This window comes from Streptomyces sp. NPDC031064 (genome assembly GCF_055570965.1).
Map to the genome: position 1 here is coordinate 270,979 of NZ_JBVIGF010000003.1, position 26,371 is coordinate 297,349.

At 73.5% G+C, this 26,371-nt stretch carries 27 protein-coding genes; 11 read left to right on the plus strand and 16 right to left on the minus strand.

Going from position 1 to position 26,371, the window contains the following annotated elements:
• Window positions 1-18: 18 nt before the first annotated feature.
• The 3 genes from ACZ46W_RS12270 to ACZ46W_RS12280 form a co-directional block, all read right to left on the minus strand.
• Entirely contained in the window at window positions 19-687 is a 669-nt protein-coding gene (locus tag ACZ46W_RS12270) for an O-methyltransferase (protein WP_468335436.1), read from the minus strand.
• A gap of 40 nt (window positions 688-727) precedes the next feature.
• Window positions 728-1,405: a pyridoxamine 5'-phosphate oxidase family protein gene (locus tag ACZ46W_RS12275; RefSeq protein ID WP_468335439.1), complete on the minus strand. Its 678-nt coding sequence runs from the start codon at window positions 1,403-1,405 to the stop codon at window positions 728-730.
• A 64-nt stretch (window positions 1,406-1,469) separates the two neighbouring features.
• Window positions 1,470-2,735 (minus strand): cytochrome P450, encoded by a 1,266-nt coding sequence (locus ACZ46W_RS12280; protein ID WP_468335442.1) that lies wholly within the window; start codon window positions 2,733-2,735, stop codon window positions 1,470-1,472.
• A gap of 251 nt (window positions 2,736-2,986) precedes the next feature.
• Here ACZ46W_RS12280 and ACZ46W_RS12285 point away from each other — a divergent pair, with 251 nt between their 5' ends.
• Window positions 2,987-4,156, plus strand: a complete 1,170-nt coding sequence (locus ACZ46W_RS12285) for a steroid 3-ketoacyl-CoA thiolase (protein ID WP_468335445.1) — start codon at window positions 2,987-2,989, stop codon at window positions 4,154-4,156.
• Between the two features lie 56 nt (window positions 4,157-4,212).
• On the opposite strand, the gene ACZ46W_RS12290 is transcribed toward ACZ46W_RS12285, so the two are convergent.
• From ACZ46W_RS12290 to ACZ46W_RS12320, 7 genes are all read right to left on the minus strand, one after another.
• Window positions 4,213-4,614, minus strand: a complete 402-nt coding sequence (locus ACZ46W_RS12290) for an aggregation-promoting factor C-terminal-like domain-containing protein (protein WP_468335448.1) — start codon at window positions 4,612-4,614, stop codon at window positions 4,213-4,215.
• A gap of 324 nt (window positions 4,615-4,938) precedes the next feature.
• Complete coding sequence (locus ACZ46W_RS12295; RefSeq protein ID WP_468335452.1) at window positions 4,939-5,793, minus strand: ECF transporter S component; 855 nt, start codon at window positions 5,791-5,793, stop codon at window positions 4,939-4,941.
• Entirely contained in the window at window positions 5,790-7,484 is a 1,695-nt protein-coding gene (locus ACZ46W_RS12300; protein ID WP_468335455.1) for an ABC transporter ATP-binding protein, read from the minus strand. The genes ACZ46W_RS12295 and ACZ46W_RS12300 overlap by 4 nt, the downstream gene beginning before the upstream one ends.
• On the minus strand, window positions 7,481-8,611 hold the full coding sequence (locus ACZ46W_RS12305; protein WP_468335458.1) for an energy-coupling factor transporter transmembrane component T: 1,131 nt from the start codon (window positions 8,609-8,611) through the stop codon (window positions 7,481-7,483). Before ACZ46W_RS12305 ends, ACZ46W_RS12300 begins: the two co-directional genes overlap by 4 nt.
• The gene (locus ACZ46W_RS12310) at window positions 8,608-9,279 is read right to left on the minus strand and encodes an SCO2322 family protein (RefSeq protein WP_468335461.1); all 672 of its coding nucleotides are present in this window, start codon (window positions 9,277-9,279) and stop codon (window positions 8,608-8,610) included. The genes ACZ46W_RS12305 and ACZ46W_RS12310 overlap by 4 nt, the downstream gene beginning before the upstream one ends.
• Window positions 9,276-10,559, minus strand: a complete 1,284-nt coding sequence (locus tag ACZ46W_RS12315; protein ID WP_468335464.1) for a prenyltransferase/squalene oxidase repeat-containing protein — start codon at window positions 10,557-10,559, stop codon at window positions 9,276-9,278. Before ACZ46W_RS12315 ends, ACZ46W_RS12310 begins: the two co-directional genes overlap by 4 nt.
• 258 nt (window positions 10,560-10,817) lie before the next feature.
• Window positions 10,818-11,852, minus strand: coding sequence for an MBL fold metallo-hydrolase (locus ACZ46W_RS12320; protein WP_468335467.1), 1,035 nt, complete (start codon window positions 11,850-11,852; stop codon window positions 10,818-10,820).
• A 97-nt stretch (window positions 11,853-11,949) separates the two neighbouring features.
• Here ACZ46W_RS12320 and ACZ46W_RS12325 point away from each other — a divergent pair, with 97 nt between their 5' ends.
• The 3 genes from ACZ46W_RS12325 to ACZ46W_RS12335 all read left to right on the plus strand — a co-directional run bounded on the left by ACZ46W_RS12325 (window position 11,950) and on the right by ACZ46W_RS12335 (window position 14,300).
• The gene (locus tag ACZ46W_RS12325; RefSeq protein ID WP_468335471.1) at window positions 11,950-13,410 is read left to right on the plus strand and encodes an aldehyde dehydrogenase; all 1,461 of its coding nucleotides are present in this window, start codon (window positions 11,950-11,952) and stop codon (window positions 13,408-13,410) included.
• A complete protein-coding gene (locus ACZ46W_RS12330) occupies window positions 13,410-13,646 on the plus strand; it encodes a ferredoxin (RefSeq protein ID WP_468335474.1) in 237 nt (78 codons plus the stop codon). Before ACZ46W_RS12325 ends, ACZ46W_RS12330 begins: the two co-directional genes overlap by 1 nt.
• 102 nt (window positions 13,647-13,748) lie before the next feature.
• Window positions 13,749-14,300: a hypothetical protein gene (locus ACZ46W_RS12335; protein WP_468335477.1), complete on the plus strand. Its 552-nt coding sequence runs from the start codon at window positions 13,749-13,751 to the stop codon at window positions 14,298-14,300.
• A 220-nt stretch (window positions 14,301-14,520) separates the two neighbouring features.
• Here the strand turns inward: ACZ46W_RS12335 and ACZ46W_RS12340 are convergent, their stop codons facing one another.
• Window positions 14,521-15,165, minus strand: coding sequence for a TetR family transcriptional regulator (locus tag ACZ46W_RS12340; RefSeq protein WP_468335480.1), 645 nt, complete (start codon window positions 15,163-15,165; stop codon window positions 14,521-14,523).
• A 195-nt stretch (window positions 15,166-15,360) separates the two neighbouring features.
• On the opposite strand from ACZ46W_RS12340, the gene ACZ46W_RS12345 reads away from it, so the two are divergent.
• The 4 genes from ACZ46W_RS12345 (at window position 15,361) to ACZ46W_RS12360 (ending at window position 19,287) form a co-directional block, all read left to right on the plus strand.
• A complete protein-coding gene (locus ACZ46W_RS12345) occupies window positions 15,361-16,689 on the plus strand; it encodes a glycosyltransferase family 4 protein (RefSeq protein WP_468335483.1) in 1,329 nt (442 codons plus the stop codon).
• A gap of 49 nt (window positions 16,690-16,738) precedes the next feature.
• Window positions 16,739-17,473 (plus strand): class I SAM-dependent methyltransferase, encoded by a 735-nt coding sequence (locus tag ACZ46W_RS12350; RefSeq protein ID WP_366129324.1) that lies wholly within the window; start codon window positions 16,739-16,741, stop codon window positions 17,471-17,473.
• Window positions 17,470-18,543 carry a prenyltransferase/squalene oxidase repeat-containing protein gene (locus ACZ46W_RS12355; protein ID WP_468335488.1) on the plus strand — a complete coding sequence of 358 codons (1,074 nt, stop codon included), beginning with the start codon at window positions 17,470-17,472 and terminating at the stop codon, window positions 18,541-18,543. The genes ACZ46W_RS12350 and ACZ46W_RS12355 overlap by 4 nt, the downstream gene beginning before the upstream one ends.
• A gap of 156 nt (window positions 18,544-18,699) precedes the next feature.
• The gene (locus ACZ46W_RS12360; RefSeq protein WP_468335491.1) at window positions 18,700-19,287 is read left to right on the plus strand and encodes an AMIN-like domain-containing (lipo)protein; all 588 of its coding nucleotides are present in this window, start codon (window positions 18,700-18,702) and stop codon (window positions 19,285-19,287) included.
• 71 nt (window positions 19,288-19,358) lie between these two features.
• On the opposite strand, the gene ACZ46W_RS12365 is transcribed toward ACZ46W_RS12360, so the two are convergent.
• The 5 genes from ACZ46W_RS12365 to ACZ46W_RS12385 all read right to left on the minus strand — a co-directional run bounded on the left by ACZ46W_RS12365 (window position 19,359) and on the right by ACZ46W_RS12385 (window position 23,420).
• Window positions 19,359-19,652 (minus strand): hypothetical protein, encoded by a 294-nt coding sequence (locus ACZ46W_RS12365; RefSeq protein ID WP_468335494.1) that lies wholly within the window; start codon window positions 19,650-19,652, stop codon window positions 19,359-19,361.
• A 35-nt stretch (window positions 19,653-19,687) separates the two neighbouring features.
• On the minus strand, window positions 19,688-20,692 hold the full coding sequence (locus ACZ46W_RS12370; protein WP_468335497.1) for an LLM class F420-dependent oxidoreductase: 1,005 nt from the start codon (window positions 20,690-20,692) through the stop codon (window positions 19,688-19,690).
• A 100-nt stretch (window positions 20,693-20,792) separates the two neighbouring features.
• Window positions 20,793-21,647: a hypothetical protein gene (locus ACZ46W_RS12375; RefSeq protein WP_468335500.1), complete on the minus strand. Its 855-nt coding sequence runs from the start codon at window positions 21,645-21,647 to the stop codon at window positions 20,793-20,795.
• A 129-nt stretch (window positions 21,648-21,776) separates the two neighbouring features.
• Window positions 21,777-22,610 (minus strand): N-acetylmuramoyl-L-alanine amidase, encoded by an 834-nt coding sequence (locus tag ACZ46W_RS12380; RefSeq protein ID WP_468336963.1) that lies wholly within the window; start codon window positions 22,608-22,610, stop codon window positions 21,777-21,779.
• A 153-nt stretch (window positions 22,611-22,763) separates the two neighbouring features.
• Entirely contained in the window at window positions 22,764-23,420 is a 657-nt protein-coding gene (locus tag ACZ46W_RS12385) for a class I SAM-dependent methyltransferase (RefSeq protein WP_468335503.1), read from the minus strand.
• A 117-nt stretch (window positions 23,421-23,537) separates the two neighbouring features.
• Here ACZ46W_RS12385 and ACZ46W_RS12390 point away from each other — a divergent pair, with 117 nt between their 5' ends.
• The 3 genes from ACZ46W_RS12390 (at window position 23,538) to ACZ46W_RS12400 (ending at window position 26,351) form a co-directional block, all read left to right on the plus strand.
• A complete protein-coding gene (locus ACZ46W_RS12390) occupies window positions 23,538-24,992 on the plus strand; it encodes an MFS transporter (protein WP_468335505.1) in 1,455 nt (484 codons plus the stop codon).
• Window positions 24,993-25,071: 79 nt separating this feature from the next.
• Window positions 25,072-25,293, plus strand: a complete 222-nt coding sequence (locus ACZ46W_RS12395; protein ID WP_468335508.1) for a hypothetical protein — start codon at window positions 25,072-25,074, stop codon at window positions 25,291-25,293.
• Window positions 25,294-25,490: 197 nt separating this feature from the next.
• Complete coding sequence (locus ACZ46W_RS12400) at window positions 25,491-26,351, plus strand: MaoC/PaaZ C-terminal domain-containing protein (RefSeq protein WP_468335511.1); 861 nt, start codon at window positions 25,491-25,493, stop codon at window positions 26,349-26,351.
• The last annotated feature ends 20 nt before the right edge of the window (window positions 26,352-26,371 follow it).

The following is a 26,371-nucleotide window of genomic DNA, read 5'->3' on the forward strand; positions in this document are numbered from 1 at the left end:
CGCGCGTATGACGGCCGGTCAGGCCGCCACGCGGGCCAGCAGCATGCCGTCGTAGCCCTTGCCGCCGACCGTCTGGAGCGCCGTGGCGTCCAGCCGCGGGTCGCGCGCGACCAGGTCGAACGTCTCGCGCGTCGCGATCACCGACGGGTCCGTCGTGGACTCGTCGGCGATCGCGCCGCCGCGTACGACGTTGTCGACGACGACCAGACTGCCCGGCCGGGTCAGCCGCAGTGCCCACTCCACGTACCGGGGGTTGTTGGGCTTGTCGGCGTCGATGAAGACGAGGTCGAACGGGCCCACGCCCTCCTCCGCCAGTCGCGGCAGGGTCTCCAGGGCCGCGCCCGTGCGCACCTCGGCCACCTTGTCCAGCCCCGCCCTGGCGAGGTTGGCCCGGGCGACCCCGGCGTACTCCGGGTTGTACTCCAGCGAGATCAGCCTGCCGTCCTCCGGCAGCGCGCGGGCCAGCCAGATGGTGCTGTAGCCGCCGAGCGTGCCGATCTCCAGGATGGTGCGGGCGCCCTGCACACGGGCCAGCAGGTGCAGGAACTTGCCCTGGGGCGGTGTCACGGCGATCGCCGGCAGGCCCGCCGCGCCGCTGTCGGCGAGCGCGGCGGCCAGTGCCTCGTCGGCGGGGGCCAGCATGTCGGTGAGGTAGTCGTCCACGGCGGTCCATCGCTCTTGGCTCATACCGCCGAACGTACGTCACCCCTCCACGTCCGGGGAGGCATCAACGCGCCACGAGGGCCGCGATGTGCGCGGGCACCGGCAGACCGGCGGGCAGCAGCGGGTCCGGCTCGGGCGCGCCGAAGACCGGCCGGTACGGGACGACGCCGGCCCACAGTCCCAGCGCGGCGTCCGGCCCGTCCCCGTCGTCCGGCGGGCCGGCCGAGACCTTCACCGACGCCTCGTCGAGCGGCAGCGCGAGCAGTGAGGTGGCGGCCAGTTCCTTCCGGCTGGGGGTGCGCGCGTACTCCCACTGCCCCGGTGCGCACTGCTCGGTCAGGACGCGCAGCCCGTGCAGCAGCTCCTCGCGGTCGGTGACCCGGCGCGGGGTGCCGTGGACCATGGCGCAGCGGTAGTTGACGCCGTGCTCGAAGACGGACCGGGCGAGCACGAGTCCGTCGACGTGGGTGACGGTGACGCACACGGGCGCACCGGGCGACTGGACCAGGCTGCGGCTGGCGACGGAACCGTGCAGGTAGAGCACCCGGGCCTCGAAGTCCACGCCGTAGACGGTCGGTACGGCCAGGGGCGCTCCGTCGACGACCACCGCGAGGTGGCAGACGAACCCGGCACGCAGGACGTCGTCGAGATCGGAGCGCAGGGTGCTGCCCTTCTCCCGCAGCCGCCGGTGCCGGGTACGCTCCGTGACACGGAGATACTGATTCGGTTGTTCCTCGCCCATGAATCCACCGATCCGGTTGTGACGTGCTGGTCGCACTCACCTTTTCAGTGGCAGTGGGGAGGGTTCAAGGGGTGCGGGTCCCGACGCTGACCTGGAGCTCCTTGATGCCGTTCAGCCAGGCGGCGCGCAACCGTCGCGGGTCGCCGGCGAGGCGGAGGCCGGGCAGGCCGTCGGCGATGGCGTTGAAGATCAGGTCGATCTCCAGCACGGCGAGGGACTTGCCGAGGCAGAAGTGCGGGCCTCCGCCGCCGAAGCCGAGGTGGGGGTTGGGGTCGCGGGTGATGTCGAAGTGTTCCGGCCGGTGGAAGACCTCGGGATCGTAGTTGGCGGAGGAGTAGAAGAGGCCGACCCGGTCGCCCGCCTTGATCTTCTGGCCGCCCAGCTCCACGTCACGGGTGGCGGTGCGCTGGAAGGAGACGACGGGGGTGGCCCAGCGGACGATCTCCTCGGCCGCCGTCCGGGGGCGCTCCCGCTTGTAGAGCTCCCACTGCTCGGGATGGGTGAGGAAGGCGTGCATGCCGTGGCTGATGGCGTTGCGGGTGGTCTCGTTGCCCGCCACCGCGAGCAGGATCACGAAGAAGCCGAACTCGTCGCCCGCGAGGTTGCCCTCGTCCTCCGCCGCGACGAGCTGGGACACGATGTCCTTGGCCGGGCACTCCTTGCGGGCGGCGGCGAGGTTCATCGCGTACGAGACGATCTCCATGGCCGCCTCGGTGCCCACGTCCTCCGTGATGGCGTACTCGGGGTCGTCGTACGCCGCCATCTTGTTGGACCAGTCGAAGATCTTGGTGCGGTCCCGCTGCGGTACGCCGATGAGCTCGGCGATGGCCTGGAGCGGCAGTTCGACGGCGATGTTGGTGACGAAGTCGAAGGAGCCGTCGTCCCCCGCGTTCGCGATCGCCGTCTCCACGATGGAGCGGGCGCGGTCGCGCAGGGCCTTTTCCAGGGACCGGATCGCGCGGGGCGTGAAGCCGCGCTGGACGATCTGGCGGACCCGGGTGTGCTCGGGCGGGTCCATATTGATCATGATCAGCTTCTGGACGTCGATCTGGTCGCGGCTGATCGTCTCGTTGAACCGGATGATCGCGGTGTTGGTGTTCGACGAGAACAACTCCGGGTGCGTGGAGACGTACTTGACGTCGGCGTGCCGGGACACCGCCCAGTACCCCTCGTCGTCGAAGCCGGAGATGCCGCGTCGCTGGGCGCACCACCAGACCGGGGCGGTCTTCCGGAGGGCGGCGAACTCCGGGAGCGGCACCCGGGCCTGGAGCAGGTCGGGGTCGGTGAGGTCGAACCCCTGGGGCAGCGAGGGGAGATGGGGGCAGGTCATCGGCGACCTCCGTATCTGATGGCCCATCAGAAGCTGCCCGCAAGGTAGTAACGGGTTCTACAAGTGGCAAGGGGCGCGGGAGGTTCCGTTACCCCACCCGGCGCGTGCACGACCCTTGCGTACCGGGGGTAAGCCTCAGCAGACTGGCCGGACAACTAGAACGCGTACCAGTTCACGCATCCAGTTCGCGTACCAGTTCGTCCGTGGCGGCGCCGGGACGCCTCGCGGGCGTGCGAGGAGAGGACGAGCTCATGGCCGCGGAACCCGTCATCGTCGAAGCCGTACGCACCCCCATCGGAAAGCGCGGAGGCGCACTCGCCAACCTCCACCCCGCCTACCTGCTGGGCGAGACGTACCGCGAACTCCTCGCCCGCACCGGCATCCACGCCGACTGCGTCGAACAGATCGTCAGCGGTACGGTCACCCACGCCGGCGAACAGTCCATGAACCCCGCCCGCACCGCCTGGCTCGCCATGGGCCTGCCCTACGAGACCGCCGCCACCACCGTCGACTGCCAGTGCGGCTCCTCGCAGCAGGCCTCCCACATGATCGCCAACATGATCGCCTGCGGGGTCATCGACGTCGGCATCAGTTGCGGCGTCGAGGCCATGTCCCGCGTACCGCTCGGCAGCGGCTCCAAGCACGGGCCGGGCAAACCCTTCCCCGACGAGTGGAACGTCGACCTGCCCAACCAGTTCGAGGCCGCCGAACGCATCGCCCGCCACCGGGGCCTGACGCGCGAGCGCGTCGACTCGCTCGGGCTGCTCTCGCAGGCCCGGGCCGCCACCGCGTGGGCCGAGGAGCGCTTCAAGCGCGAGACGTTCGCCGTCCAGGTGCCGACCACGGAGGACGAGCAGCGCGAGGGGCAGGGCATGTGGCGGCTCGTCGACCGCGACGAAGGGCTGCGCGACACCAGCATGGAGGCCCTCGCCCGGCTCAAGCCCATCATGCCGACCGCCGTCCACACCGCCGGCAACTCCTCGCAGATATCCGACGGCGCCGCCGCCCTCATGTGGGCGTCCAAGCGCATGGCCCGCGCCCTGAAGCTCAAGCCCCGCGCCCGGATCGTCGCCCAGGCGCTCGTCGGCGCCGACCCGCACTTCCACCTCGACGGGCCCATCGACGCGACCCGCGCGGTCCTCGGCAAGGCCGGGATGTCGCTGAAGGACATCGACCTCGTCGAGATCAACGAGGCCTTCGCCTCCGTGGTGCTGAGCTGGGCGCGGGTCTTCGACCAGGACCTGGAGAAGGTCAACGTGAACGGCGGGGCCATCGCGCTCGGTCACCCCGTGGGGGCGACGGGCGCCCGGCTCATCACCACCGCGCTGCACGAACTGGAACGCGCCGACAAGGAGTTCGCGCTCGTCGCGATGTGCGCGGGCGGAGGACTGGCGACCGGCACGATCATCCAGCGGCTCTGACGCACGGGAAGACCCCGGTGAACGCCGTTCACCGGGGCCTGCTCCATGCGGTCGGCTCAGTACCAGCCGTTGGCCTGCCAGAAGTTCCACGCACCGCACGGGCTGCCGTAGCGGTCGTTCATGTAGTCCAGGCCCCACTCGATCTGAGTGGCCGGGTTGGTCTTCCAGTCCGAGCCGGCCGACGACATCTTCGAGGCCGGCAGGGCCTGCACCAGGCCGTAGGCGCCGGACGAGGCGTTCGTGGCGGTCGGGTTCCAGCCGGACTCGTGCTCAACGATCTTGCTGAAGCACTGGTACTGACCCGCCGGGACCATCTTCTTCGCGATGTCCTGCGCGGAGGCGGCCGAAGCCGGGCCGGTGGTGCCCAGCACGGCACCGGTGGCGCCCAGCAGCACGGCGGCGCCGGCGGCGACGGACTTGGGACGGGCGGAGAAACGGCTGACGAGCGAGCGGAACACGTAAGCGACCTAACGTCGGGGACATGGGGCGTCGCGCGGCATGCCGGAACCACACCAGGGGTGGGGGAGAGAGGCTGCCAGGGGCGCTTCGATGCGGACCGCGCCCGGCGACATCACCAGAGAAACAGGGCGGTTCCGCCGCTGCAAGGACCCCTGTTACTAGGCGGAGCCGGACTCGGGGGCGGGGGTCCTCACGGGTGCCCCGGCCGATCAGTGCACGTCGCCACGGGCAGACGTGGGACCGACGGATCCCCGTTCCGGGCCACTATCTCCCCTCGTATGTGACCTACGTCCTGTGGGGCGCCTCACCCCCACAGGGCCCTTTCAGGCCTTTTCGGTGCCTTCGAATGTGACCTGCGCCTCGAACGCGGCCCGCCGAGTCGCACGGCGGAGCGCCTTCAGAACCGTCGATCCGATGGTCAGCGTCAGCACCACGGTGAGCACCGCCCGTCCCAGGTCCCAGCCGAGCGACGTCGCCGCGCAGTACGCCAGGAACCGGACCAGGTTCTCGTGCACCGGGTCACCCGGCTGGAACGAGATCCCGCTGCCCATGCCCTGGAGGGTCACCCAGCCCTGGAGGTTCATGACCGTCCCGTACGCGAACGCCGCCACCGCCCCGTACAGCGCCAGCATCAGCACCTCGCCCCGGCCCCGCAGCCGGGCCGCACCCGGCAGCAGCCCGGCGCCCATCGTGAACCAGCCCATCGACAGCATCTGGAACGGCATCCACGGACCCACCCCGCCGGTCAGCAGCGCCGACGCGAACATCGTCACCGCTCCCAGTACGAAACCGAACCCGGGCCCCAGGACCCGGCCGCTCAGCACCATCAGGAAGAACATCGGCTCCAGGCCCGCCGTACCCGCGCCCAGCGGGCGCAGCGCCGCGCCCACCGCCGCCAGCACGCCCAGCATCGCCACCGCCTTGGCGTCCATGCCGCAGTCGGCGATCGTCGCCACCACCACGGCCACCAGCAGCGGCAGGAGCACCGCCAGCAGCCAGGGCGCGTCCTGGGAACGGCCCGCCAGTGCGGACGTGCCGTCCGCGAGCAGCGGCCACCCGAAGGCGACCACCCCGATGGCGCTGATCAGTACGAGGGCGGCGACCGAGCGCGGCCCGAGCCGCACCGGACGGGCGTTCCCGGGCCGCACCGGGGCGCTCACCGGGCTCCGGCCGCTCACAGGGCCGCCTCCACCTGCGAGACGGTCAGCCACGGCTGCGGCGCGAGGACCTTCGCCACCTGCGGGGCGAACGCGGGGGAGGAGACGACGACCTCATGGGTCGGCCCGTCCGCGACGACCTCCCCCTCCGCCAGGACGATCACGCGGTGCGCCAGCTCGGCGGCCAGCTCCACGTCATGGGTCGCCATGACGATCGCGTGCCCGTCGGCGGCCAGTCCCTTGAGCACCCCGGCCAGCCGGGCCTTCGCCGCGTAGTCCAGCCCCCGGGTCGGCTCGTCGAGCAGCAGCAGCGGGGGCCGGGCGGTCAGCACCACGGCGAGGGCCAGGGCGAGCCGCTGCCCCTCGGACAGGTCCCGGGGATGGGTGCCGTCGGCCACGCCCGGCAGCAGCTCCGACACCAGGGCCCGGCAGGCACCCGGCTCGGCGCCCGCGTCCGCGTCGGCGGCCGCGCACTCGGCGGCCACGGTGTCGGCGTACAGCAGGTCGCGCGGCTCCTGCGGGACGAGCCCCACGTGCCGGATCAGCTCGCGCGGCGGCGTACGGTGCGGAACCCGGCCGCCCACGAGGACACTGCCGCCCGCCGGCTCGGCCATCCCCACCAGCGCCCCGAGCAGCGTCGACTTGCCGGCGCCGTTGCGCCCCATGAGCGCCACGGTCTCCCCGGCGCGCACGTCCAGCCCGACGCCCCGCAACGCCTCGACCCGGCCGCGCCGCACCGCGAGGCCACGGGCCTGGGCGACGGGTCCGGCGTCCCCGGCCGGGGCGGCCGCCCCGCCGCGCAGCAGACGGCCCAGCGCTCCCCGCACGCGCGACGGCGCCGCCGGGGCGCCGCCACGGGCAGGGGGTGTTTCGCAGCGGCCGGGCGCCGGGGCGCGGCCCTCCAGCCGGTCGCGCAGGTCGCCCGCCCGGCGACGGGCGTCGCGGACCGACAGGGGGAGCGGGTCCCAGCCCGCCAGGCGGCCGAGGGCGACGACCGGGGGGTGGACCGGCGAGACGGCCATCACGTCGGCGGGCGGGCCGAGGACCACGGGGGCGCCGGGGGCGGACAGCAGGGCGACCCGGTCGGCGTACTGGACCACCCGTTCCAGACGGTGCTCGGCCATCAGGACCGTGGTGCCCAGGTCGTGGACCAGGCGCTGGAGGACCGCGAGGACCTCCTCCGCCGCCGCCGGGTCCAGCGCCGACGTCGGCTCGTCCAGCACCAGGACCTTCGGGTGCGGGGTCAGCACGGAACCGATCGCGACCCGCTGCTGCTGGCCGCCCGACAGCGTGGCGATCGGGCGGTCCCGCAGCGGCGCCAGGCCCAGCAGGTCCAGGGTCTCCTCCACCCGGCGCCGCATCACCGACGGCGCCAGGCCCAGCGACTCCATGCCGTACGCCAGCTCGTCCTCCACCGTGTCGGTGACGAAGTGCGCGAGCGGGTCCTGGCCCACGGTGCCCACGACGTCCGCCAGCTCACGCGGCTTGTGGGTGCGGGTGTCACGGCCGTCGACCGTCACCCGGCCGCGCAGGGTGCCGCCCGTGAAGTGCGGGACCAGGCCCGACACCGCGTTCAGCAGCGTCGACTTGCCCACCCCGGAAGGGCCCACCAGCAGCACCAGCTCGCCCTCCGGGACGGTCAGGTCGACACCGTCCAGCGCGGGCGCGGCGGCGTCGGCGTACGTCACCGTCACGTTCTCGAACCGGATCACACGGACTCCTTCGGAAACGAGGTCGGCGACGAGGCCGGGACCGGTGCCGGCGGTCCCGGCACCGGTGCCACGAACGCGGGCAGCAGGCCCACCAGGACGGACAGCGCCGGCCACACCGGCAGCTCCGGCGCGGCGAGCGGGACGACACCGGGGTGCAGCGCCGCCGAGTCGGAGGCGACCACCAGGGCCGCGGCCACCGCCCCCGACCCGGCCACCAGCCAGGCCCGCGCGCCCCACCGGTCGGGCCGGTAGCGGGTGCGCAGCGAACGGCGGCCGCCCAGCCGCAGCCCCGCCAGCACCATCACCACCCCCGCCCCGGCGGACGGCACGGCGTACGCCTCCCCCGAGGCCGCCAGCAGGCCGTACGCGCCGACGCACACCGCGAGCAGCCCGCCCAGCGTCAGGACCGTCGTGGCGTGCCGCACCCCGCGCGGCACCGGCGCCGTCCGCCCGTAGCCGCGCGCGTCCATCGACGCGGCGACCGCCACCGACCGCTCCAGCGCGCCCTCCAGTACCGGCAGCCCCACCTGGAGCACCGCCTTCGCCCCGCCGGCCGGCCGTCCGCGCAACCGCCGCGCCGTCCGCAGCCGCATCACGTCGGCCACCATGTTCGGCGCGAACGTCATCGCGACGACCACGGCGACCCCCACCTCGTACAGCGCGCCCGGCAGCGACTTCAGCAGCCGCGCCGGGTTCGCGAGCGCGTTCGCGGCGCCCACACAGATCAGCAGCGTGGCCAGCCTGGCCCCGTCGTACAGCGCGAACAGGAGCTGCTCGGCCGTCACCCGGCCGCCGATCCGCACCCCCCGCGCCCAGTCGGGCAGCGGCACCTCGGGCAGCGTGACCAGCACGTGCGTACCGGGGATGGGCGAGCCCAGGACGACGGAGAAGCCCAGCCGCACGACGAGGACCGCCAGCCCCAGCTTCACGAACGCCCCGTACGAGCGGGCCCACGGCGCGTCGGTACGGCGGGCCGCCACCACGTACCCGGCCACGCCCACCAGCAGGCCCAGCAGCAGCGGGTTCGTCGTGCGGGACGCGGCGACGGCCAGGCCCAGGGCCCACAGCCACCACGCGCCCGCGTGCAGGGCGTTGGAGCGGTTCGCCTCGGGCGCGCGCAGGCTCATCGGCGCCGGCGGCGGACCTGCCACCCGGTGGCGGCGCCCAGGACGGCGACCGCGGCCACACCGGCGACGAGCCCGACGGAGGGGCCGGGTTCGAGGTCCATGACGGGGCGGGGCTCCGGCGACGGGGACGCCGACCCGGACGGGCTCGGCCCGCCGGGGGTGGAGGACACCTGCTCCCCGCACCCCGTCCTCGGATACCCCGCGATCGCGCACAGCAGCGCCTGGTTGCTGTACCGCAGCGGCTTCGCGACCGCCGCCAGCGCCTCCGCGCTCGTCGCGCCGTCAGGCACCCGCGCGCACGCCACACGGGGCGCGGGCGGCTGCCCGGAGCCCTCGGGCGCGTCTGCCGCCGTACCGAAGTCGATGACGACCCCGACCCGCTTGGTGCCCTCCTTGGCGGGCGTCGTCCCGCAGACCGCGGCGAAGTCGGGCGCACGGCGCGGCCGCTGGGCGTCCGCCGAGTCGGCGCTCACGGCGAACCGGTAGCCGTTGACGTCGCCGTCGGCGGGCCGGGCGGTGGCCGGGCCCTGCGTGGCGTACGTCCAGTCGCCGCCCCTGCCCTCCCAGAACGACCAGTAGCGGTAACCGGCCGCCTCGGCGGGCGCGGCGAAGCCGAGCAGCAGCGCACAGGCCGCGAGCAGCGGGCCGAGGAACCCGGCGCGGGTCACCGCTTCCCCTTACGGCCACGGCCGCTGAGCAGGAACCCGATGCCCATGCCGGCGATCAGGAAGATGGCGACGGCCAGCCAGACGTTGAAGCCCGGCTCCTCCTCCTCGGCCTTCTTCTCCTTCTCCTTCTTCTCCGCGGGAACCGACTCCGGCGCCGGACCGGTCGCGTTCAGCTTCCGCAGGAGGTCCACGCCGCCGAAGTCACGGACGTCGGCGCCCACGGTGTGGGCGGCGAGGATCAACTGCGCCCAGGCGGCGGGGCCGCTCTCCTCGGCCCAGGCGGCGGAGTTCTTCTCCAGCCAGGCCACGGCGGGCGCCGCCCCGTCGATGTGGCCCGCCGCGCCGAGGGCTATGACGGCGTCGGCGGTGTTGCCGAAGTCGGGCTGGGGCGCGGTGGTGGCGGCGCCCGGCATGGGCGGCAGATCGAGGTGGCCGCTCTTGGCCAGGGCGCCGGCCAGGTAGGCGGCGCCGTTGCGGGCGGCGCGCTCGGCCGACGGCGCGGCGGGGGTCTCGCAGGTCGGCTTCTGCTCCGGCTTGGCGCCCCGGGTCTGGAGGTCCTTGCCGAGCCCGGCCAGCACGGCGGCGGCGGTGGCGTCACCGTTCGCGACGAGCGCGCCGGTCTTCGGGTCGGGCTGGTAGGCGAACGCGCCCCCGCCCGTCTTGGCGTCGCACGGGATCGCGAGGCCGAGCAGGGCGTCGTACGGCGTCTTCCCGCCGCTCGACCGGATTTCACCGGGCCGGTGGCCGGTCGCGGCGAGCGCGCTGACGACGATCGAGGTGGAGTTGGCGTCGCTGGGCGCGCCGGGGTTGTAGCCCCAGCCGCCGTCCTTGTTCTGGACGCCCTTCAGCCAGGCCGCGCCCGCGCCCATGGCCTTGCTGACCGGGTCGGTCCCCGGCTCGGCTGGCTCGGGCTTGTCGACACCGGACAGCGCCTGCACGGCGACGGCGGTGGCGTTGGTGTCCAGCGGCGTCGCCGGGGTGCAGGTCGTGGCGGGGTCGGGGCGGTAGGAGGCGAAGCCGCCGCTGTCGCACTGCTGCTTCAGCAGCCAGTCCACGGCCGTCCGGTTCGGCTCCACGCCGGCCACCTGCTGGGCCATGAAGGCGAGCGACTGCCGCCACACCCCGTCGTACGTCGGGTCCTTCGTGCCATACAGGCCGGCCGGGATCGTGGGGGAGGGGGCCGGCGACGGCGCCGCGTGGGCGGCCGGGGAACCGCCGGACAGCAGCACGGCGGTGGCGGCGAGCGCTGCGACGCCGTGGCGGACGCGAACGGTGGTCATGGCTGGGGTGGCCTCTCCTGCGGGAACCGGACACCGGCACGCGGGGGCACCAGGCTCCGGCTCCGTATTCCTCGACGGTGCCGGTCACCGGGCGGTCCGTCCCGGTGACGCGAGCCGAACACGTACTCGTGCGGGGCAATCCGGCTCACCGCCGTGGGACGGCGGTACACGGTTGCGGGTCAGCGCCGGATTCGCACCGGCTTCCCCCCGTACGGGCATGATGACGACCCGCTCACTCTACCGGCGGGCTACCGGCGGTCATACGGCCAGGTACGCCACGGGGTCGCTGCCCGGCACCGGCTCGGCGCGCCCCAGTTTCACCAGGCGCCGCAGATGGGCCTCCGCCTCGGAGACGGCGATGGTGCGCGAGCCGTACGGGATCCGCGCCCAGGGGCGGTTCCACTCCATGCGCTCGGCGAGCTGCCAGGGGGTGAGCGGGGTGGTCAGGAGCGCGAGCAGGCCGGTGAGCCGCTCCTCGTGGTGGGCGAGCAGCTCCGTCACCCGCTCGGCGGCGCCGGTGAAGGCGTGCTGGTGGGCGGGGAGGACCTCGGCGGCGCCCAGGCGGCCCACCCGCTCCAGCGAGCCGAGGTAGTCGCCGAGGGGATCGGTCACAGTGTTTTCCTCGGGGTCCTCGTACAGCCCGATGTGCGGGCTGATGCCGGGCAGCAGGTGGTCGCCGGAGAAGAGGCGGCCGTGTCCGGCCAGGTTCGCGGGATGGGCCTCCTCCAGGTGCAGGCAGACGTGGCCGGGCGTGTGGCCGGGCGTCCAGACGGCCCGCAGCCGGCGCCCCGGGAGGTCGAGCAGCTCGCCGGGCGCGATCTCCCGATCGGGCAGGACGGGCCGCGGCAGGGGCAGGTCGCCGATGCGGGCCGCCCGCAAGGGCGCCGTGTGCGCCTCGGGGGCGCCCGCGGCCTCCAGCTTCGCCACCAGGTAGGTACGCCAGGCTCCCGGCTCGGCGTCGCGGGTGCGGCGTACGACGGCGATGTCGGCGGCGTGCATGGCGATCCAGGCGCCGGACGCCTCGCGGACGCGGCCGGACAGGCCGTGGTGGTCGGGGTGGTGGTGGGTGACCAGCACGCCGTGGACGTCGTGGACGGAGGTGCCGAGCGCGGTGAGCCCGCCGCACAGCTCGGCCCACGAGCCCGGGTCGTCCCAGCCGGTGTCCACGAGGACGGGGCCCCGGCCGGTGTCGACGACGTGGACCAGGGTGTGGCCGAGGGGGTTGTCCGGGATGGTGACGGCGATGCTCCATACGCCGCCGCCGTGGTCGTACACCTGCGGTGCTGGTGGCATGAGACCTCATCTCCCCACGGCAGTACGGCCATTGCCCAGTATAACGAGAACTGGTATCAGTTCTGAAACACCGTCAGATTGCGCGGGAGGCGCCGCCATGACCGAGCTGGTCGAGCACGGAAAGCTGTTCATCGGCGGGGAGTTGACCGATCCCCTGGGCGATGGCGTCATCGAGGTGATCTCGCCGCACACCGAGCAGGTCATCGGCCGGGTGCCGCACGCCTCCGAGGCGGACGTCGACCGCGCGGTCGCGGCGGCCCGCCGGGCCTTCGACGAGGGGCCCTGGCCGCGGATGTCCCTGGACGAGCGGATCGCCGTCGTCACCCGCATCAAGGACGCGATCGCCGTACGGCACGAGGAGATCGCCCGGACGGTCAGCGCGCAGAACGGCTCCCCGTACTCCTGGAGCGTCCTCGCACAGGCGCTCGGCGCCATGATGGTGTGGGACGCGGCGATCACGGTCGCGCGCGACCACCCCTACGAAGTGCAGCGGGCGGGGGTCCTCGGGCCGATCATGGTGCGGCGCGAGCCGGTCGGGGTGGTCGCGGCGGTGGTGCCGTGGAACGTCCCGCAGTTCACGGCCGCCGCGAAGCTGGGCCCGGCGCTGCTGGCCGGGTGCACGGTGGTGCTCAAGCCGTCGCCGGAGTCGCCGCTCGACGCGTACATCCTGGCCGGCATCGCCGCGGAGGCCGGGCTGCCGGAGGGCGTGCTGTCGATCCTGCCCGCCGACCGGGAGGTCAGCGAGTACCTGGTCGGTCACCCGGGCGTCGACAAGGTGTCCTTCACCGGCTCGGTGGCGGCCGGCAAGCGCGTCATGGAGGTCGCCTCCCGCAACCTCACGCGCGTCACCCTCGAACTGGGCGGCAAGTCCGCCGCCGTCGTGCTGCCGGACGCCGACCTGGAGACGGCCGTCGCCCAGATCGCCCCCGCCGCCTGGATGAACAACGGCCAGGCGTGCGTGGCCCAGACCCGCATCCTCGCGCCGCGCTCCCGCTACGACGAGTTCGCCGAGGCGTTCGCGGCGGCGGCCGGCGCCCTGGTGGTCGGCGACCCGCTCGACCCGGCGACCCAGGTCGGCCCGCTGGTCGCCCGCCGCCAGCGGGAGCGGTCCCTCGACTACATCCGCATCGGCCAGGAGGAGGGCGCCAAGGTCCTCGCGGGCGGCGGCCGCCCGGCCGGCCTGGAGCGCGGCTGGTACGTGGAGCCGACCCTCTTCGGGGACGTCGACAACCGGATGCGGGTCGCCCGAGAGGAGATCTTCGGCCCCGTCATCTGCCTGCTGCCGTACGAGGACGAGGCCGAGGCGCTGGCGATCGCGAACGACTCCGACTACGGCCTCAGCGGCAGCGTGTGGACCGCCGACGTCGACCGGGGCGTCGACTTCGCCCGCCGGGTGCGCACGGGCACCTTCAACGTCAACACCTTCAGCCTGGACATGCTGGGCCCGTTCGGCGGCTACAAGAACTCGGGGCTGGGGCGGGAGTTCGGGCCGGAGGGCTACGACGCGTACCTGGAGTACAAGATGATCCACCTCCCGGCCGGCCACGAGGTGCCGTGATGGGCGACCGCTGGCACGTGGAGGTCGACCGGGGCGTGTGCATCGGCTCCGGCATGTGCGTGAACCACGCCCCGGACGGCTTCGCCCTGGACGCGGCACGGCAGTCGCGCCCGACGGCCGCCGAGACGGACGCCGACGAGCGCGTCCTCGCGGCGGCGGAGGGCTGCCCGGTGGAGGCCATCGCGATCACCCTGGCGGACGGCGGCGAGCCGGTGTTCCCGCCCGACGAGGAGTGAGCGGGCGCGGGTCGCTGCACGGCCCGGCGCGTACTCGCGTGCGAAACTGCTTCCTTGATCACGGGGGCACGGGGCCCGCGTGCACACAGGATTGGGAGATTCGTGCGCAAGGCGATGGGAGCTTGGGGGAGGGCGGCCGCGGCCGCCGGTGTGGTGCTGCTGGTCGCCGGCTGCGGCGGCGGTTCGGACAAGGGCACGGGCGTCGCCGCGCCCTCGTCCGGCTCCTCGGCCCCGGCGGGCGCGGGTGCCGAGGCGGACACGGGCGGCAGCCTGGACGCCGCCGCGGTGACCAAGGAGATCTCGGCGGCGGCGACGGCGGCGGGCTTCACCGAGGAGCCCTCCTCCGACGACATCCCGGCGCCCCTCAAGCCGTGCATGGTCTCCTGGCAGGCCGACGACAAGAAGGTCACCGACTCCAGGAAGTCCTACGACGACACGGTCGCGGCCCTCGCCAAGGGCGGCTGGCAGGAATCCCAGAACGTCGACCAGAAGGGCTCGGTCATCAAGTCCCTGGACAAGGCGGGCTGGACCCTGAAGGCCAGCCACCACGGGCAGGGCGGCTTCCTGATGGTCTCCTTCATCGCCACGGACAACGGGCCGGTGTGCGAGAAGCTCTTCCAGGAGGACCTCCAGAAGAGCAAGACCAAGCAGTAGCGCCCCGCCCGCCCTGCGGCCCGGGCGGGGCCGTGCAGGGTCGCCCCCGCAGAGGTTTGCGGCGAAGGGTGGGCTCCCAAGCCCGTAACCCAAGGCCGCCGGCCTCGAGGAGGCGAGCCCGGAGGGGCCCCGCCCCCCACCCACCGGGGATGGCCGCCCGCCCCACCGGGCCCGCACCCGGGGCACCGGGAACAGGCACCGCCCCAGGGGGCACCGCGCGTCAGACCGGCGTGGCGGTGGTTCCGGACGGGCCGGGGCCCGGGGAGTCGGGGGCCGTGAGGTCGATGAGGCGGCAGACCGTCTCGATGTCGATCTTGACCTGGGCGATCGAGGCCCGGCCCGAGAGCCAGGTGATCAGCGCCGAGTGCCAGGTGTGCTCGATCACCCGCACCGCGGAGAGCTGCTGGGGCGTCGGGCGCTCCAGACCCATCGCGTCCAGGATGATCGCCGTCGTCTGCCGGGAGACGGTGTCCACCTCCGGGCTCACGCTGCGGTCCGCGAACGTCAGCGCCCGCACCATCGCGTCCGCGAGGTGCGGCTCGCGCTGGAGCGCCCTGAAGGCGCGCATCAGCGTCTCGGCCACCCGCTCCGAGGCCGACTCCCCGGCCGGCGGCCGCTTGCGCAGCGTCGTGTGCATGTGGTCGAGCTGGTCCTGCATGGTGGCGACCAGCAGGTGGATCTTGGACGGGAAGTATCGGTACAGCGTGCCCAGCGCGACCCCCGCGGCCTCCGCGACCTCGCGCATCTGGACCGCGTCGAAACCGCCCCGGCCGGCCAACTGCGCGCTGGCGTGGAGGATCCGGCGGCGGCGCGCCTCCTGGCGCTCGGTGAGCGGCGGCGACGCCGGTCTGTCTTCCGCTGTCATGTGTCCCGTTCCGTGCTGGTGGTGCCCGACAGTATGGCGGGCGTCCGCCGTGGCGTGAATCACCTGTTCCGGCCCTCACAGCGGCGCTACCTGCCGGTAGATTCGGAGCTCCTTGAACCATCAAGTCTGAAACTTGTTCTAGATTAGCGCGACCGGTTACGCTCCGGCGAAACGCAGGCAAGAAGGGGGCCGCGAGTGACCGCTGAGGCCATAGACGCAGGCCCCCGCGGCGGTGTCACCGGGGGCGACGACGCCCCCCTGCGCATCGCGCTCCTCACGTACAAGGGGAACCCGTTCTGCGGCGGCCAGGGCGTCTACGTGCGCCACCTGTCACGCGAACTCGCCCGCCTCGGCCACCGCGTCGAGGTGATCGGCTCCCAGCCCTACCCCGTACTCGACGAGGGCGTGCCGCTGACCGAGCTCGCCAGCCTCGACCTGTACCGGCAGCCCGACCCCTTCCGCACGCCGGGGCGCGACGAGTATCGGGACTGGATCGACGCCCTCGAAGTCGCCACCATGTGGACCGGCGGCTTCCCCGAACCGCTCACCTTCTCGCTGCGCGCCCGCCGCCACCTGGCCGCCCGGCGCGGCGACTTCGACGTCGTCCACGACAACCAGACCCTCGGCTACGGCCTCCTCGGTGGCCCCCGCGCCATCGGCGCCCCGCTCGTCACCACCATCCACCACCCCATCACGGTGGACCGGCAGCTCGAACTGGACGCCGCCGCCGACTGGAAGCGCCGCGCCTCCGTCCGCCGCTGGTACGCCTTCACGCGCATGCAGAAGCGCGTCGCCCGCCGCCTGCCCTCCGTGCTGACCGTCTCCGGCTCGTCGAAGGACGAGATCGTCGAGCACCTCGGCGTACGCCAGGACCGCATCCGCGTCGTCCACATCGGCGCCGACACCGACCTGTGGTCGCCCGACCCGGCCGTGCCCGAGGTCCCCGGGCGGATCGTCACCACCTCCAGCGCGGACGTCCCGCTCAAGGGCCTCGTCCACCTCGTCGAGGCGCTCGCCAAGCTGCGTACCGAGAACCCGGACGCGCACCTCGTCGTCGTCGGCAAGCGCGCCGAGGACGGACCGGTCGCCCAGGCGATCGAGCGGTACGGGCTCGACGGCGCCGTCCGGTTCGTCAAGGGCATCACCGACGCCGAGCTGGTGGACCTCTACCGGGGCGCCCAAGTGGCGTGCGTGCCCTCGCTGTACGAGGGGTTCTCGCTGCCCGCCGCCGAGGCGATGGCCACCGGGACGCCCCTGGTCGCCACCACGGGCGGCGCCATCCCCGAGGTCGCCGGCCCGGACGGCGAGACCTGCCTGGCCGTCCCGCCCGGCGACGCGGGTGCCCTCGCGGCGGCGCTCGGCCGGCTGCTCGGCGACGCCGGGCTGCGCACCCGGCTCGGTGCGGCGGGCCGCGCCCGGGTGCTGGACCGGTTCACCTGGGCCCGCGCGGCCCAGGGCACGGCGGAGCTGTACCGCGAGGCGATCGCCGCGCGCGGCGCGGGCACGCGCGGAGCACGCCGATGACCTCCCCCACCGCACACACCACCCCGGACCGTGAAAGCAGGCCGCCCTCGTGCTGACCGTCGACTTCACCCGCTTCCCGCTCGCCCCCGGCGACCGCGTCCTCGACCTGGGCTGCGGTGCCGGGCGGCACGCCTTCGAGTGCTACCGGCGCGGAGCCCAGGTCGTCGCCCTCGACCAGAACGGCGAGGAGATCCGCGAGGTCGCCAAGTGGTTCGCCGCCATGAAGGAGGCCGGTGAGGCGCCCGCCGGGGCCAGCGCCACCGCCATGGAGGGCGACGCCCTCAACCTGCCCTTCCCCGACGAGTCGTTCGACGTCGTGATCATCTCCGAGGTGATGGAGCACATCCCCGACGACAAGGGCGTCCTCGCCGAGATGGTCCGGGTGCTCAAGCCCGGCGGCCGTATCGCCGTCACCGTCCCCCGCTACGGCCCCGAGAAGGTCTGCTGGGCGCTCTCCGACGCGTACCACGAGGTCGAGGGCGGCCACATCCGCATCTACAAGGCCGACGAACTCCTCGCCAAGATCCGCGAGGCCGGGCTCAAGCCGTACGGCACCCACCACGCGCACGCGCTGCACTCGCCGTACTGGTGGCTCAAGTGCGCGTTCGGCGTCGACAACGACAAGGCGCTGCCGGTGCGCGCGTACCACAAGCTGCTGGTCTGGGACATCATGAAGAAGCCCCTGGCCACCCGTCTCGCCGAGCAGGCCCTCAACCCGATCATGGGCAAGAGCTTCGTGGCGTACGCGACCAAGCCGCACCTGCCGGTGGACGCCGCCAAGTGACCTCCCCGGAGCGCACCGAGCACCTCGTCCTGCCCGGCGTCCTCACCGCCGAGCAGGCCGCCGAGACCGTCGCCGGCATCCTCGCCGTGCAGCGCGAGGACGGCGCCATACCGTGGTTCCGGGGCCACCACCTCGACCCGTGGGACCACACCGAGGCGGCCATGGCCCTGGACACGGCCGGCGAGCACGACGCGGCCGCCCGCGCCTACGAGTGGCTCGCCCGCCACCAGAACGAGGACGGCTCCTGGTACGCCGCCTACCACGACGGCGACCACACCCAGGTCACCGACCGGGGCCGGGAGACCAACTTCTGCGCCTACGTGGCGGTCGGCGTCTGGCACCACTACCTCGCCACCGGCGACGACACCTTCCTCGACCGGATGTGGCCCGTCGTCTACGCGGCCGTCGAATTCGTGCTGCGGCTCCAGCAGCCGGGCGGCCAGATCGGCTGGAAGCGCGAGCCCGACGGCACGCCCGTCACCGACGCGCTGCTCACCGGCTCGTCGTCGATCCACCAGGCGCTGCGCTGCGCCCTGGCGATCGCCGAGGAGCGCGAGGAGCCCCAGCCCGACTGGGAGCTGGCGGTCGGCGCGCTGGCCCACGCCATCCGCCACCACCCGGAGCGGTTCCTCGACAAGAACCGGTACTCGATGGACTGGTACTACCCGGTCCTCGGCGGCGCCGTGACCGGCGCGGCGGCCAAGGAGCGCATCGAGGGCGCCTGGGACGACTTCGTGGTCCCCGGCCTCGGCGTGCGCTGCGTGCTGCCGAACCCCTGGGTCACCGGCGGCGAGAGCTGCGAACTGGCCCTGACCCTCTGGGCCATGGGCGAGTCCGACCGGGCGCTGGAGATCCTCCAGTCCATCGGCCACCTGCGCGCCCCGGGCGGCATGTACTGGACGGGGTACGTCTTCGAGGGCAACCGTGCCGTGTGGCCGGAGGAGCTCACCACCTGGACGGCGGGCTCCCTGCTGCTGGCGGTGGCCGCCCTGGGGGGCGACGAGGCGACCACGGCGGTCTTCGGCGGGGACCGGCTGCCGCAGGGCCTGGCGCCGGACTGCTGCCGGTGAGACGCTTGACCCACCGGTGCCCGGATTCGCCAGCCTTCTGACGGGGTACCCGAGTTCACCGATCGGGACGGCTTCCGGGCGATTCGTCCGCAACCATTCGGCTGTCCCGGTCGTCACACACAACACAACAAGGAACCCAGCGTCAGGGGGAAAACGATGAAACGACGCGCCACGGCACTGGTGACGCTCCTGCTCACGGGCGCCGGACTCGGGATGCTGACGGTGCCGGCCGAGGCGGCCGCCCCCGCAGCGCCCACGCAGACGACCGCGGTGTGCCCCACCGGCTGGGGCAGCACCCTGAAGACCGGTACCAGCGCCGCGACCGCCTCCCTGGTGGACATCAGGACGGGCCGCCACGACTGCTTCGACCGCATGGTCTTCCACGTCCCCGGCGTCGGCAGCAGCAAGATCGGCTACCGCGTCGGATACGTGTCCCGGCTCTACCAGGACGGCTCCGGGAACCACATACCGGTGGCCGGCGGAGCCGTACTGGAAGTGCGCGTGGCCGCTCCCAGCTACGACACCGATACGGGCAAGGCCACCTACCAGGGAAAGGTGGGCAAGCCGCTGCCCGGTGTGAACCTCACCGGGTACCGCACCTTCAAGGACGCCCGGTTCGCGGGCAGCTTCGAGGGTGACACCCAGATCGGCCTCGGCGTCCGCGCCCGGCTGCCGTTCCGGGTCCTCCAGCTCCCCGACCGCCTCGTCGTGGACGTGGCCCACACCTGGGGCACCGCCCGCTGACCCACGAAACCGCCGGCCGGCGCCCCGAGCCCCCGGGCTCGGACGCCGGCCGGCAAGGTGTCGCCGACCGATCAGTACCGGCGCAGGCGGCCGGCGAGGGCGTGGCCGAGGAAGAGGTAGACGATCGCGGCCAGGCCGTAGCCGGCCACGACCCGCAGCCACGCCGCGTCGAAAGTGAACAGGTCGTGCGACCAGCCGGCCAGCCAGCGGGCCGCTTCCTGGACGAACTGGACCAGGTCGTTGGCCCGGTTGGCGTCGAACAGGTACATCAGGATCCACAGGCCGATGATCGCGGCCATGACATCGGCGACCACCGCGACCGCGGTCGCCGCCTGCGCGCTTCCGTTCCGATGACGGGGAGACATGCTCGACGGGTTGCCGCTCACCGCCCCGTCAAACGCTAGGCGTTGAGGTCCGCGAGTACCCGCAGGGTCGCCGGGTCCGGTGCCGTCACCAGAAGGTCCGTCACCGGGCCCTCGCGCCACAGCGCCAGGCGCTCGGCGATCCGGGCGCGGGGGCCGATCAGTGAGATCTCGTCGGCGAAGGCGTCCGGGACGGCCAGCACCGCCTCGTCGCGGCGCCCCTGGGCGAACAGCTCCTGGACGCGGCGGGCCTCGGCCTCGTAGCCCATCCTCGCCATTAGGTCGGCGTGGAAGTTACGGGTGGTGTGGCCCATGCCGCCGATGTAGAAGCCGAGCATCGCCTTGACCGGGAGCAGTCCCCCGGCGACGTCGTCGCACACCTGGGCGCGGGCCATGGGCGCCACCATGAAGCCGGCGGGCAGGTCCTTCACGCCGTACACGTCGGGGCGCAGCGGCGACCAGTACAGCGGCAGCCAGCCGTCGGCGATCCTCGTCGTCTGGGCGATGTTCCGCGGGCCCTCGGCGCCCAGCAGCACGGGCAGGTCCGGGCGGAGGGGGTGGGTGATCGGCTTGAGGGGCTTGCCGAGGCCGGTGCCGTCCTCGCCGGCGTACGGGTGGGTGTGGAAGCGCCCGTCGAGCGTCACCGGCCGCTCGCGGCGCAGGACCTGGCGGACGACGTCCACGTACTCGCGGGTCGCGGTGAGCGGCGAGGCGGGGAAGGGGCGCCCGTACCAGCCCTCGACGACCTGCGGCCCCGACAGGCCGAGCCCGAGCATCATCCGGCCGCCCGAGAGGTGGTCGAGGGTGAGCGCGTGCATGGCGGTGGCCGTCGGCGTCCGCGCGGCCATCTGCGCGATCGCCGTGCCGAGCCGGATGCGGCTGGTGTGCGCCGCGATCCAGGTGAGCGGGGTGAACGCGTCGGAGCCCCACGCCTCGGCGGTCCAGACGGAGTCGTAGCCGAGGCGCTCGGCCTCGCGGGCCAGGTCGAGGTGGCCGGGGTGCGGGCCGCGCCCCCAGTAGCCGAGTGCCAGTCCGAGCCGCATGCCGCCTCTTCTCTGACGGTACGTCAGTTCCGGGGCCCGACTGTACGGGAACGGCCCCCCGCCCGGAAGGGCGAGGGGCCGCACCGTGACCGTGGCCGGGTCACCCGCGCTGGATGCCCGTCGTGTCCTGGAGCACGCCACGGCGGCCGTCCTGCGTCTGGGCCACCAGGCCCTGGCCGCGCTGCTCGACCGCCAGGTACCAGGTGCCCGGCGCCAGTTCCGCGATCGGCGTCGGCGAGCCGTCCTCCGCGTACAGCGGACGGGCCACCGGGACGGCGAACCAGAACGGCGAGAAGTCCGAGGCCGCGGCGGGCGCGGGCTGCTGCGCCGGACCGGGCTGGCCCTGCGGGGCCGGCTGGCCGGCCTGCGACGGCTGCGACTGGCCCGGCTGGCCGCCCTGCGTGGCGCCCGGGTAGCCGTAACCACCCTCCGGCTGACCGCCGTACGGCGGCTGCTGGGCGCCGGGGTAGCCGTAACCGGCCGGCGGCTGGCCGCCGTACGGCTGCGGCGCCTGCGGCCGCGGCGCGCCCACGAGCGGCGCCTTGAGCGCCGGAACGAGCGGGGAGGCGATCGCGGCCGCGGCGAGCGCGATGGTCGCCAGCAGGCCCAGGATCATGCCCGCGCCGGCGTCGGCGTCCATGTCGATGATGGTCCAGAACGCCGTCCACAGCGAGAAGATGCTGAAGGCCACACCGAACTGGCCGAGGTCGATCCCCGCGACCTTGCGGCCGGGCATCGCGCGCCCGACCACGATCAGCGCGGCCCCGATGACACCGGAGAGGAACATGCTCATCAGGAGGCCGAGGCCGTCCCAGGCGTTGCGGCTGTCGAAGTCCGAGCAGTCGACCCCACTGGGGCAGTCGAAACTGGTGAGGTCGAGGAACGAGGCGATGAACAGCACCACCGCTGCTCCGATCACCACGCCATCGCCTCGAGTGAGGGAGCGGATGTTCACGTGTAAGAGTCCTTCGTCGGTTCGTCTCGTCGGGGTGGCGCGAAGCACGGGGGTGGCCGGCCCCATGGTACGGATGCGGTACCGGCCCGGGGCGACCCCGGGCCCCCGGCAGGCTACCGTCCGCCGGGCCTAGCCCCGCAGGTAGGTGCTCACGCCGGCCGCGATTCCCTGGGCCGCTTTCTGTCGCCATGCCGCGTCTGTCAGCAATGCGGCGTCCTTCGGGTCACGCATATTGCCGCATTCGATGAAGACTTTGGGCACGGTTGAGAGATTCAGTCCGCCGAGATCCTTGCGTACGTCCAAACCAGTACCTCCGCCCACGTAGTTGGCCGGAGCGCTTCCGGTCGCCAGCGCGAACTCCCGGGCGACGCGCTGCCCGAGGGCGCGCGACGGCGCCACGATCCGGGTCGTGTCGGCCGCGCCGTCCTTGACCAGGGCGGGAAGAATCACGTGGAAGCCCCGGTTCCCGGTGCCCGAGCCGTCCGCGTGGAGCGAGACCACGGCGTCGGCCTCCGCGGCGTTCCCGATGCGGGCGCGCTCGTCGATGCACGGCCCGAAGGGCCGGTCGGCGTCCTGGGTGAGGGTCACCGTGGCGCCCTGCCGCTGGAGCAGCGTGCGAAGACGGTGTGAAACATCCAGGGTGAATTCGGCCTCCGTGTAACCGGAGTTCGTGGAGGTACCGGTGGTGTCGCATTCCTTGCGGTTCGTTCCGATGTCCACGAGCCGGTTGATCTCCCGGGGGTGATCGAAGTTTCCCGGATTGTGACCCGGGTCGATCACGACCGTCTTGCCGGCGAGCGAGAGCGGGGCGGCGGGGGTCGGCGTGCTCCGCGCCGGGCCGGGAGTCACCGGCCCGGGACCCAGCGCCCGGGGCGCCGGGCCGGCCGCGCCGCCGTTCGTGTCCCACACCAGCCAGCCGGCCGCCGCGGCGACCAGCGACGCCGTGGCGGCGAGCGTGACCATGAGCTTCGTGCGGCGGGGGGTGGCGGGGCTGTCGTCGTCGTGCACGGGCCGATGCTATGCGCTGCCGCCCCACGGCACGGCCCGGCTCACCCCGAGCCACGCCCGCTTTCCCCTCGTCGGGCCCCGGACGACGCGGTCCGTACGGCGGCGCCGTCAGATGCCCGGGCCCGTGCGGCGCAGGACGCGCAGTGAGTCCGTCACCGACACCTCGGTGAAGGCGCCGGACTCCAGGGCCCGCAGGTAGACGCGGTACGGGGCCTGGCCGCCGTCGGCCGGGTCGGGGAAGACGTCGTGGATGACCAGCAGCCCGCCGTCGGCCACGCGCGGTGCCCAGCCCTCGTAGTCGGCGGTGGCGTGCTCGTCGGTGTGGCCGCCGTCGATGAAGACCAGGCCGACCTCGCCCGCCCACACCCGCGCGACCTGCGGCGAGCGGCCGACGACCGCGACGACGTGCTCCTCCAGACCCGCGCCGTGCAGGGTGCGGCGGAAGGTGGGCAGCGTGTCCATCAGCCCCACCTCCGGGTCCACCACTGTCGGGTCGTGGTACTCCCAGCCGGGCTGCTGCTCCTCGCTGCCCCGGTGGTGGTCGACGGTGACGGCCACCGTGCCGGCCGCCCGCGCCGCGTCGGCGAGCAGGATCGTGGAGCGCCCGCAGTACGTGCCGACCTCCAGCAGCGGCAGCCCGAGCCGCCCGGCCTCGGTGGCCGCCGCGTGGAGCGCCAGGCCCTCGCGTACGGGCATGAACCCCTTGGCGGCCTCGAAGGCGGCGAGCGTCTCCGGCGCGGGTGCGGGCGCGGCGGGCACGGCCATGGGTTCCTCCTGGTGGGACGTTGCTACTGGGCGGTCACATCGTAGGCGGCGCGGCGCGCCCGGGACTTCCGACGTACGTCCATATCCGGATGTACGGACCGCACCGCACCTGCGACCATGACAGTCATGTCCGAGCCGCGTACCGAGACCGCCGCCCAACTCCCCATAACCACCGGCCCCACCGGCCCCACTCGCCTCGCCGCCCGTACCTGGGCGGTGCTCCTCGCCGCCTGCGCCGGTCAGTTCCTGGTCGTCCTCGACGTGTCCGTCGTGAACGTGGCGCTCCCGTCGATGCGGGCCGACCTCGGACTGTCGGCGGCCGGGCTCCAGTGGGTGCTCAACGCGTACGCGATCGCCTTCGCCGGGTTCATGCTGCTCGGCGGGCGGGCCGCCGACCTCTTCGGGCGCAAGCGGATGTTCCTGGTCGGGCTCGGGCTGTTCACCGCCGCGTCCGTGGCCGGCGGGCTCGCCGTGGAGGGCTGGCAACTGCTCGCCGCCCGCGCCGTGCAGGGGCTCGGCGCGGCGGTCCTCGCGCCCGCCACGCTCACCATCGTGACCGCCGCCGTGCCGCCGGGGCGCGCGCGGACGCGGGCGATCGGCACCTGGTCGGCGGTGGGCGCGGGCGGCGGCGCGGCGGGCGGCCTGGTCGGCGGCGTCCTGACCGACCTGCTCTCCTGGCGCTGGGTGCTGCTGATCAACGTTCCGGTCGGCGTGCTGGTGCTCGTCGGCGCCGCGCTGTGGATCCGCGAGAGCCGGACGGACGGCGGCCGGCGGCTCGACCTGCCCGGGGCCGTGCTGGTCACCGCCGGCCTGGCGGCGGTCGCGTACGGCATCGTCCAGACCGAGCAGGCCGGCTGGGGCGACGCGGCGACGCTGCTGCCGCTGCTGGGCGGGGCGGCGCTGCTGGTGGCGTTCGTGGCGGTGGAGGCCCGGGCGGACGCCCCGCTCATGCCGCTGAAGGTGTTCCGGTCCAGGGCCGTGTCGGCGGCCAACGTGGCGATGCTGGTGAACGGCTCGGCCTCGTTCGCCATGTGGTTCTTCATGACCGTGTACGCCCAGAACGTGCTCGGCTACACGCCACTGGCGGCCGGTCTCGCGCTCGTGCCCAGCTCGGTCAGCGTCATCGTCGGCTCCAAGCTGGCGCCGAAGCTGATGGTGACCACCGGGGCGCGCAACCTCGCGGTGATCGGCACGCTGATCGCCGCCACCGGATTCGGCTGGCAGTCCCTGATGGGCGCGCACGGTACGTACGCGACGACGATCCTCGGCCCCGGCGTCCTGATGATGCTGGGCATCGGCCTGACCATCACCCCGCTCGCCTCCCTCGCCACCTCGGGCGCCGCCCCCGGTGACGCGGGCCTCGTCTCGGGCCTGGTCAACACCTCCCGCACCATGGGCGGCGCCCTGGGCCTGGCCGTCCTGTCGACGGTCGCCGCGTCCCGGACGGCGGGCGGAACGGGCCCCGAGGCGCTCACGGCCGGGTACGCGCTGGCGTTCCGCACCGGCTCGGGCGTCCTGCTGGCGGGCGCGGTGCTGATGCTGCTGTGGCTGCCGCGCCGGGCCGAGGCCTAGGCCGCCCCGGAGCCCGTCCCGCCCCCCGGTCACGCCGGCCCCCTGCCCCCTCCCGGCGCGGTGCCCCATACTGGCGGCAATGACGAACCGATCCGCGCCCCGGCGCCACCTGCCCACCAGTCCCTTCAACGCCCCCGTCACCGCCCCCGTGAAGCACTTCGCGGTGGGGGACCGGGTCTCCCACGACCGGCACGGCCTCGGGCGGGTCATCGCCGTCGAGGGCCAGATCGCCACGCTCGTCGACTTCGGGTCCCAGCAGACCCGCGTCGTCAGCCCGTTCAAGGGCATGGACAAGCTCTGACCGCCCACCCGTCGACCTGCGACAGCAATACCTGACACATCGTCAGGACTCTTCCCAACCCCAGGGGCTCGCGCTATACAGGAGGACCACCGGCCCTAGAACGCGTTCTAGAACCGGCCCTTTCACGGCCTCGGCGCGGTCGACGGTGCGGACGGCCGTGCCGAGGTCTTCCGTCGGTCCGCCGTCCAAGGAGCCCCATGCCCATCGACGCGAACCAGGCGATCTCGGCCGAGCCCCGCTCCGCCGAGATCACCTGGGACCACAAGGACGTCCAGCTCTACCACCTCGGCCTCGGCGCCGGCACGCCCGCCACCGACCCCGACGAGCTGCGCTACACCCTGGAGTCGCGGCTCCACGTCCTGCCCAGCTTCGCCACCGTCGCGGGCGCCGGCATGGGCATGATGGGCGGCCTCGCGGCACCCGGCATCGACGTCGACCTCGCCGCCGTCCTGCACGGCGGGCAGCGCATCGAGCTGCACCGCCCGATCCCCGTCGAGGGCCGGGCCGTCACCTCCGCCCGCGTCGCCGCCGTGTACGACAAGGGCAAGGCGGCCGTCCTGGTGCTCCGCTCCGAGGCGGCCGACGACGACGGGCCGCTGTGGACGAGCGACGCCGAGATCTTCGTACGCGGCGAGGGCGGCTTCGGCGGCGAGCGGGGACCCTCCCACCGGCTCCCGGCCCCGGACCGCGCCCCCGACCGGACCGTCGAACGGCACGTCCGCGAGGAGCAGGCCCTGCTCTACCGGCTCTCCGGCGACTGGAACCCGCTCCACGCCGACCCCGAGTTCGCCAAGCTCGCCGGCTTCGACCGGCCGATCCTGCACGGCCTGTGCACGTACGGCATGACCCTGAAGGCCGTCGTCGACACCCTGCTCGACGGCGACGTCACCCGGGTCCGCGCGTACCGCACCCGCTTCGCCGGCGTCGCGTACCCCGGCGAGACCCTCCGCATCCGGATGTGGGAGCTCCCCGGCCGCGTCCAGGCCGTGGTGACGGCCGCCGGCCGCGACGACGCCCCGGTCCTCGCCGACACCCTCGTGGAAACCGCGTCCACGTAATCAACCGCGCCCTTGAGAAA

Bases quoted from the DNA above. Each gene is read 5' to 3' on its own strand.
- ACZ46W_RS12305 (WP_468335458.1), bottom strand. From the start codon at position 8,611: ATGAGCCTGCGCGCGCCCGAGGCGAACCGCTCCAACGCCCTGCACGCG.
- ACZ46W_RS12365 (WP_468335494.1), bottom strand. From the start codon at position 19,652: ATGTCTCCCCGTCATCGGAACGGAAGCGCGCAGGCGGCGACCGCGGTC.
- ACZ46W_RS12385 (WP_468335503.1), bottom strand. From the start codon at position 23,420: ATGGCCGTGCCCGCCGCGCCCGCACCCGCGCCGGAGACGCTCGCCGCC.
- ACZ46W_RS12340 (WP_468335480.1), bottom strand. From the start codon at position 15,165: ATGACAGCGGAAGACAGACCGGCGTCGCCGCCGCTCACCGAGCGCCAG.
- ACZ46W_RS12370 (WP_468335497.1), bottom strand. From the start codon at position 20,692: ATGCGGCTCGGACTGGCACTCGGCTACTGGGGGCGCGGCCCGCACCCC.
- ACZ46W_RS12285 (WP_468335445.1), top strand. From the start codon at position 2,987: ATGGCCGCGGAACCCGTCATCGTCGAAGCCGTACGCACCCCCATCGGA.
- ACZ46W_RS12275 (WP_468335439.1), bottom strand. From the start codon at position 1,405: ATGGGCGAGGAACAACCGAATCAGTATCTCCGTGTCACGGAGCGTACC.
- ACZ46W_RS12270 (WP_468335436.1), bottom strand. From the start codon at position 687: ATGAGCCAAGAGCGATGGACCGCCGTGGACGACTACCTCACCGACATG.
- ACZ46W_RS12390 (WP_468335505.1), top strand. From the start codon at position 23,538: ATGACAGTCATGTCCGAGCCGCGTACCGAGACCGCCGCCCAACTCCCC.
- ACZ46W_RS12380 (WP_468336963.1), bottom strand. From the start codon at position 22,610: ATGGTCACGCTCGCCGCCACGGCGTCGCTGGTCGCCGCGGCGGCCGGC.
- ACZ46W_RS12395 (WP_468335508.1), top strand. From the start codon at position 25,072: ATGACGAACCGATCCGCGCCCCGGCGCCACCTGCCCACCAGTCCCTTC.
- ACZ46W_RS12325 (WP_468335471.1), top strand. From the start codon at position 11,950: ATGACCGAGCTGGTCGAGCACGGAAAGCTGTTCATCGGCGGGGAGTTG.
- ACZ46W_RS12330 (WP_468335474.1), top strand. From the start codon at position 13,410: ATGGGCGACCGCTGGCACGTGGAGGTCGACCGGGGCGTGTGCATCGGC.
- ACZ46W_RS12400 (WP_468335511.1), top strand. From the start codon at position 25,491: ATGCCCATCGACGCGAACCAGGCGATCTCGGCCGAGCCCCGCTCCGCC.
- ACZ46W_RS12320 (WP_468335467.1), bottom strand. From the start codon at position 11,852: ATGCCACCAGCACCGCAGGTGTACGACCACGGCGGCGGCGTATGGAGC.
- ACZ46W_RS12280 (WP_468335442.1), bottom strand. From the start codon at position 2,735: ATGACCTGCCCCCATCTCCCCTCGCTGCCCCAGGGGTTCGACCTCACC.
- ACZ46W_RS12360 (WP_468335491.1), top strand. From the start codon at position 18,700: ATGAAACGACGCGCCACGGCACTGGTGACGCTCCTGCTCACGGGCGCC.
- ACZ46W_RS12315 (WP_468335464.1), bottom strand. From the start codon at position 10,559: ATGACCACCGTTCGCGTCCGCCACGGCGTCGCAGCGCTCGCCGCCACC.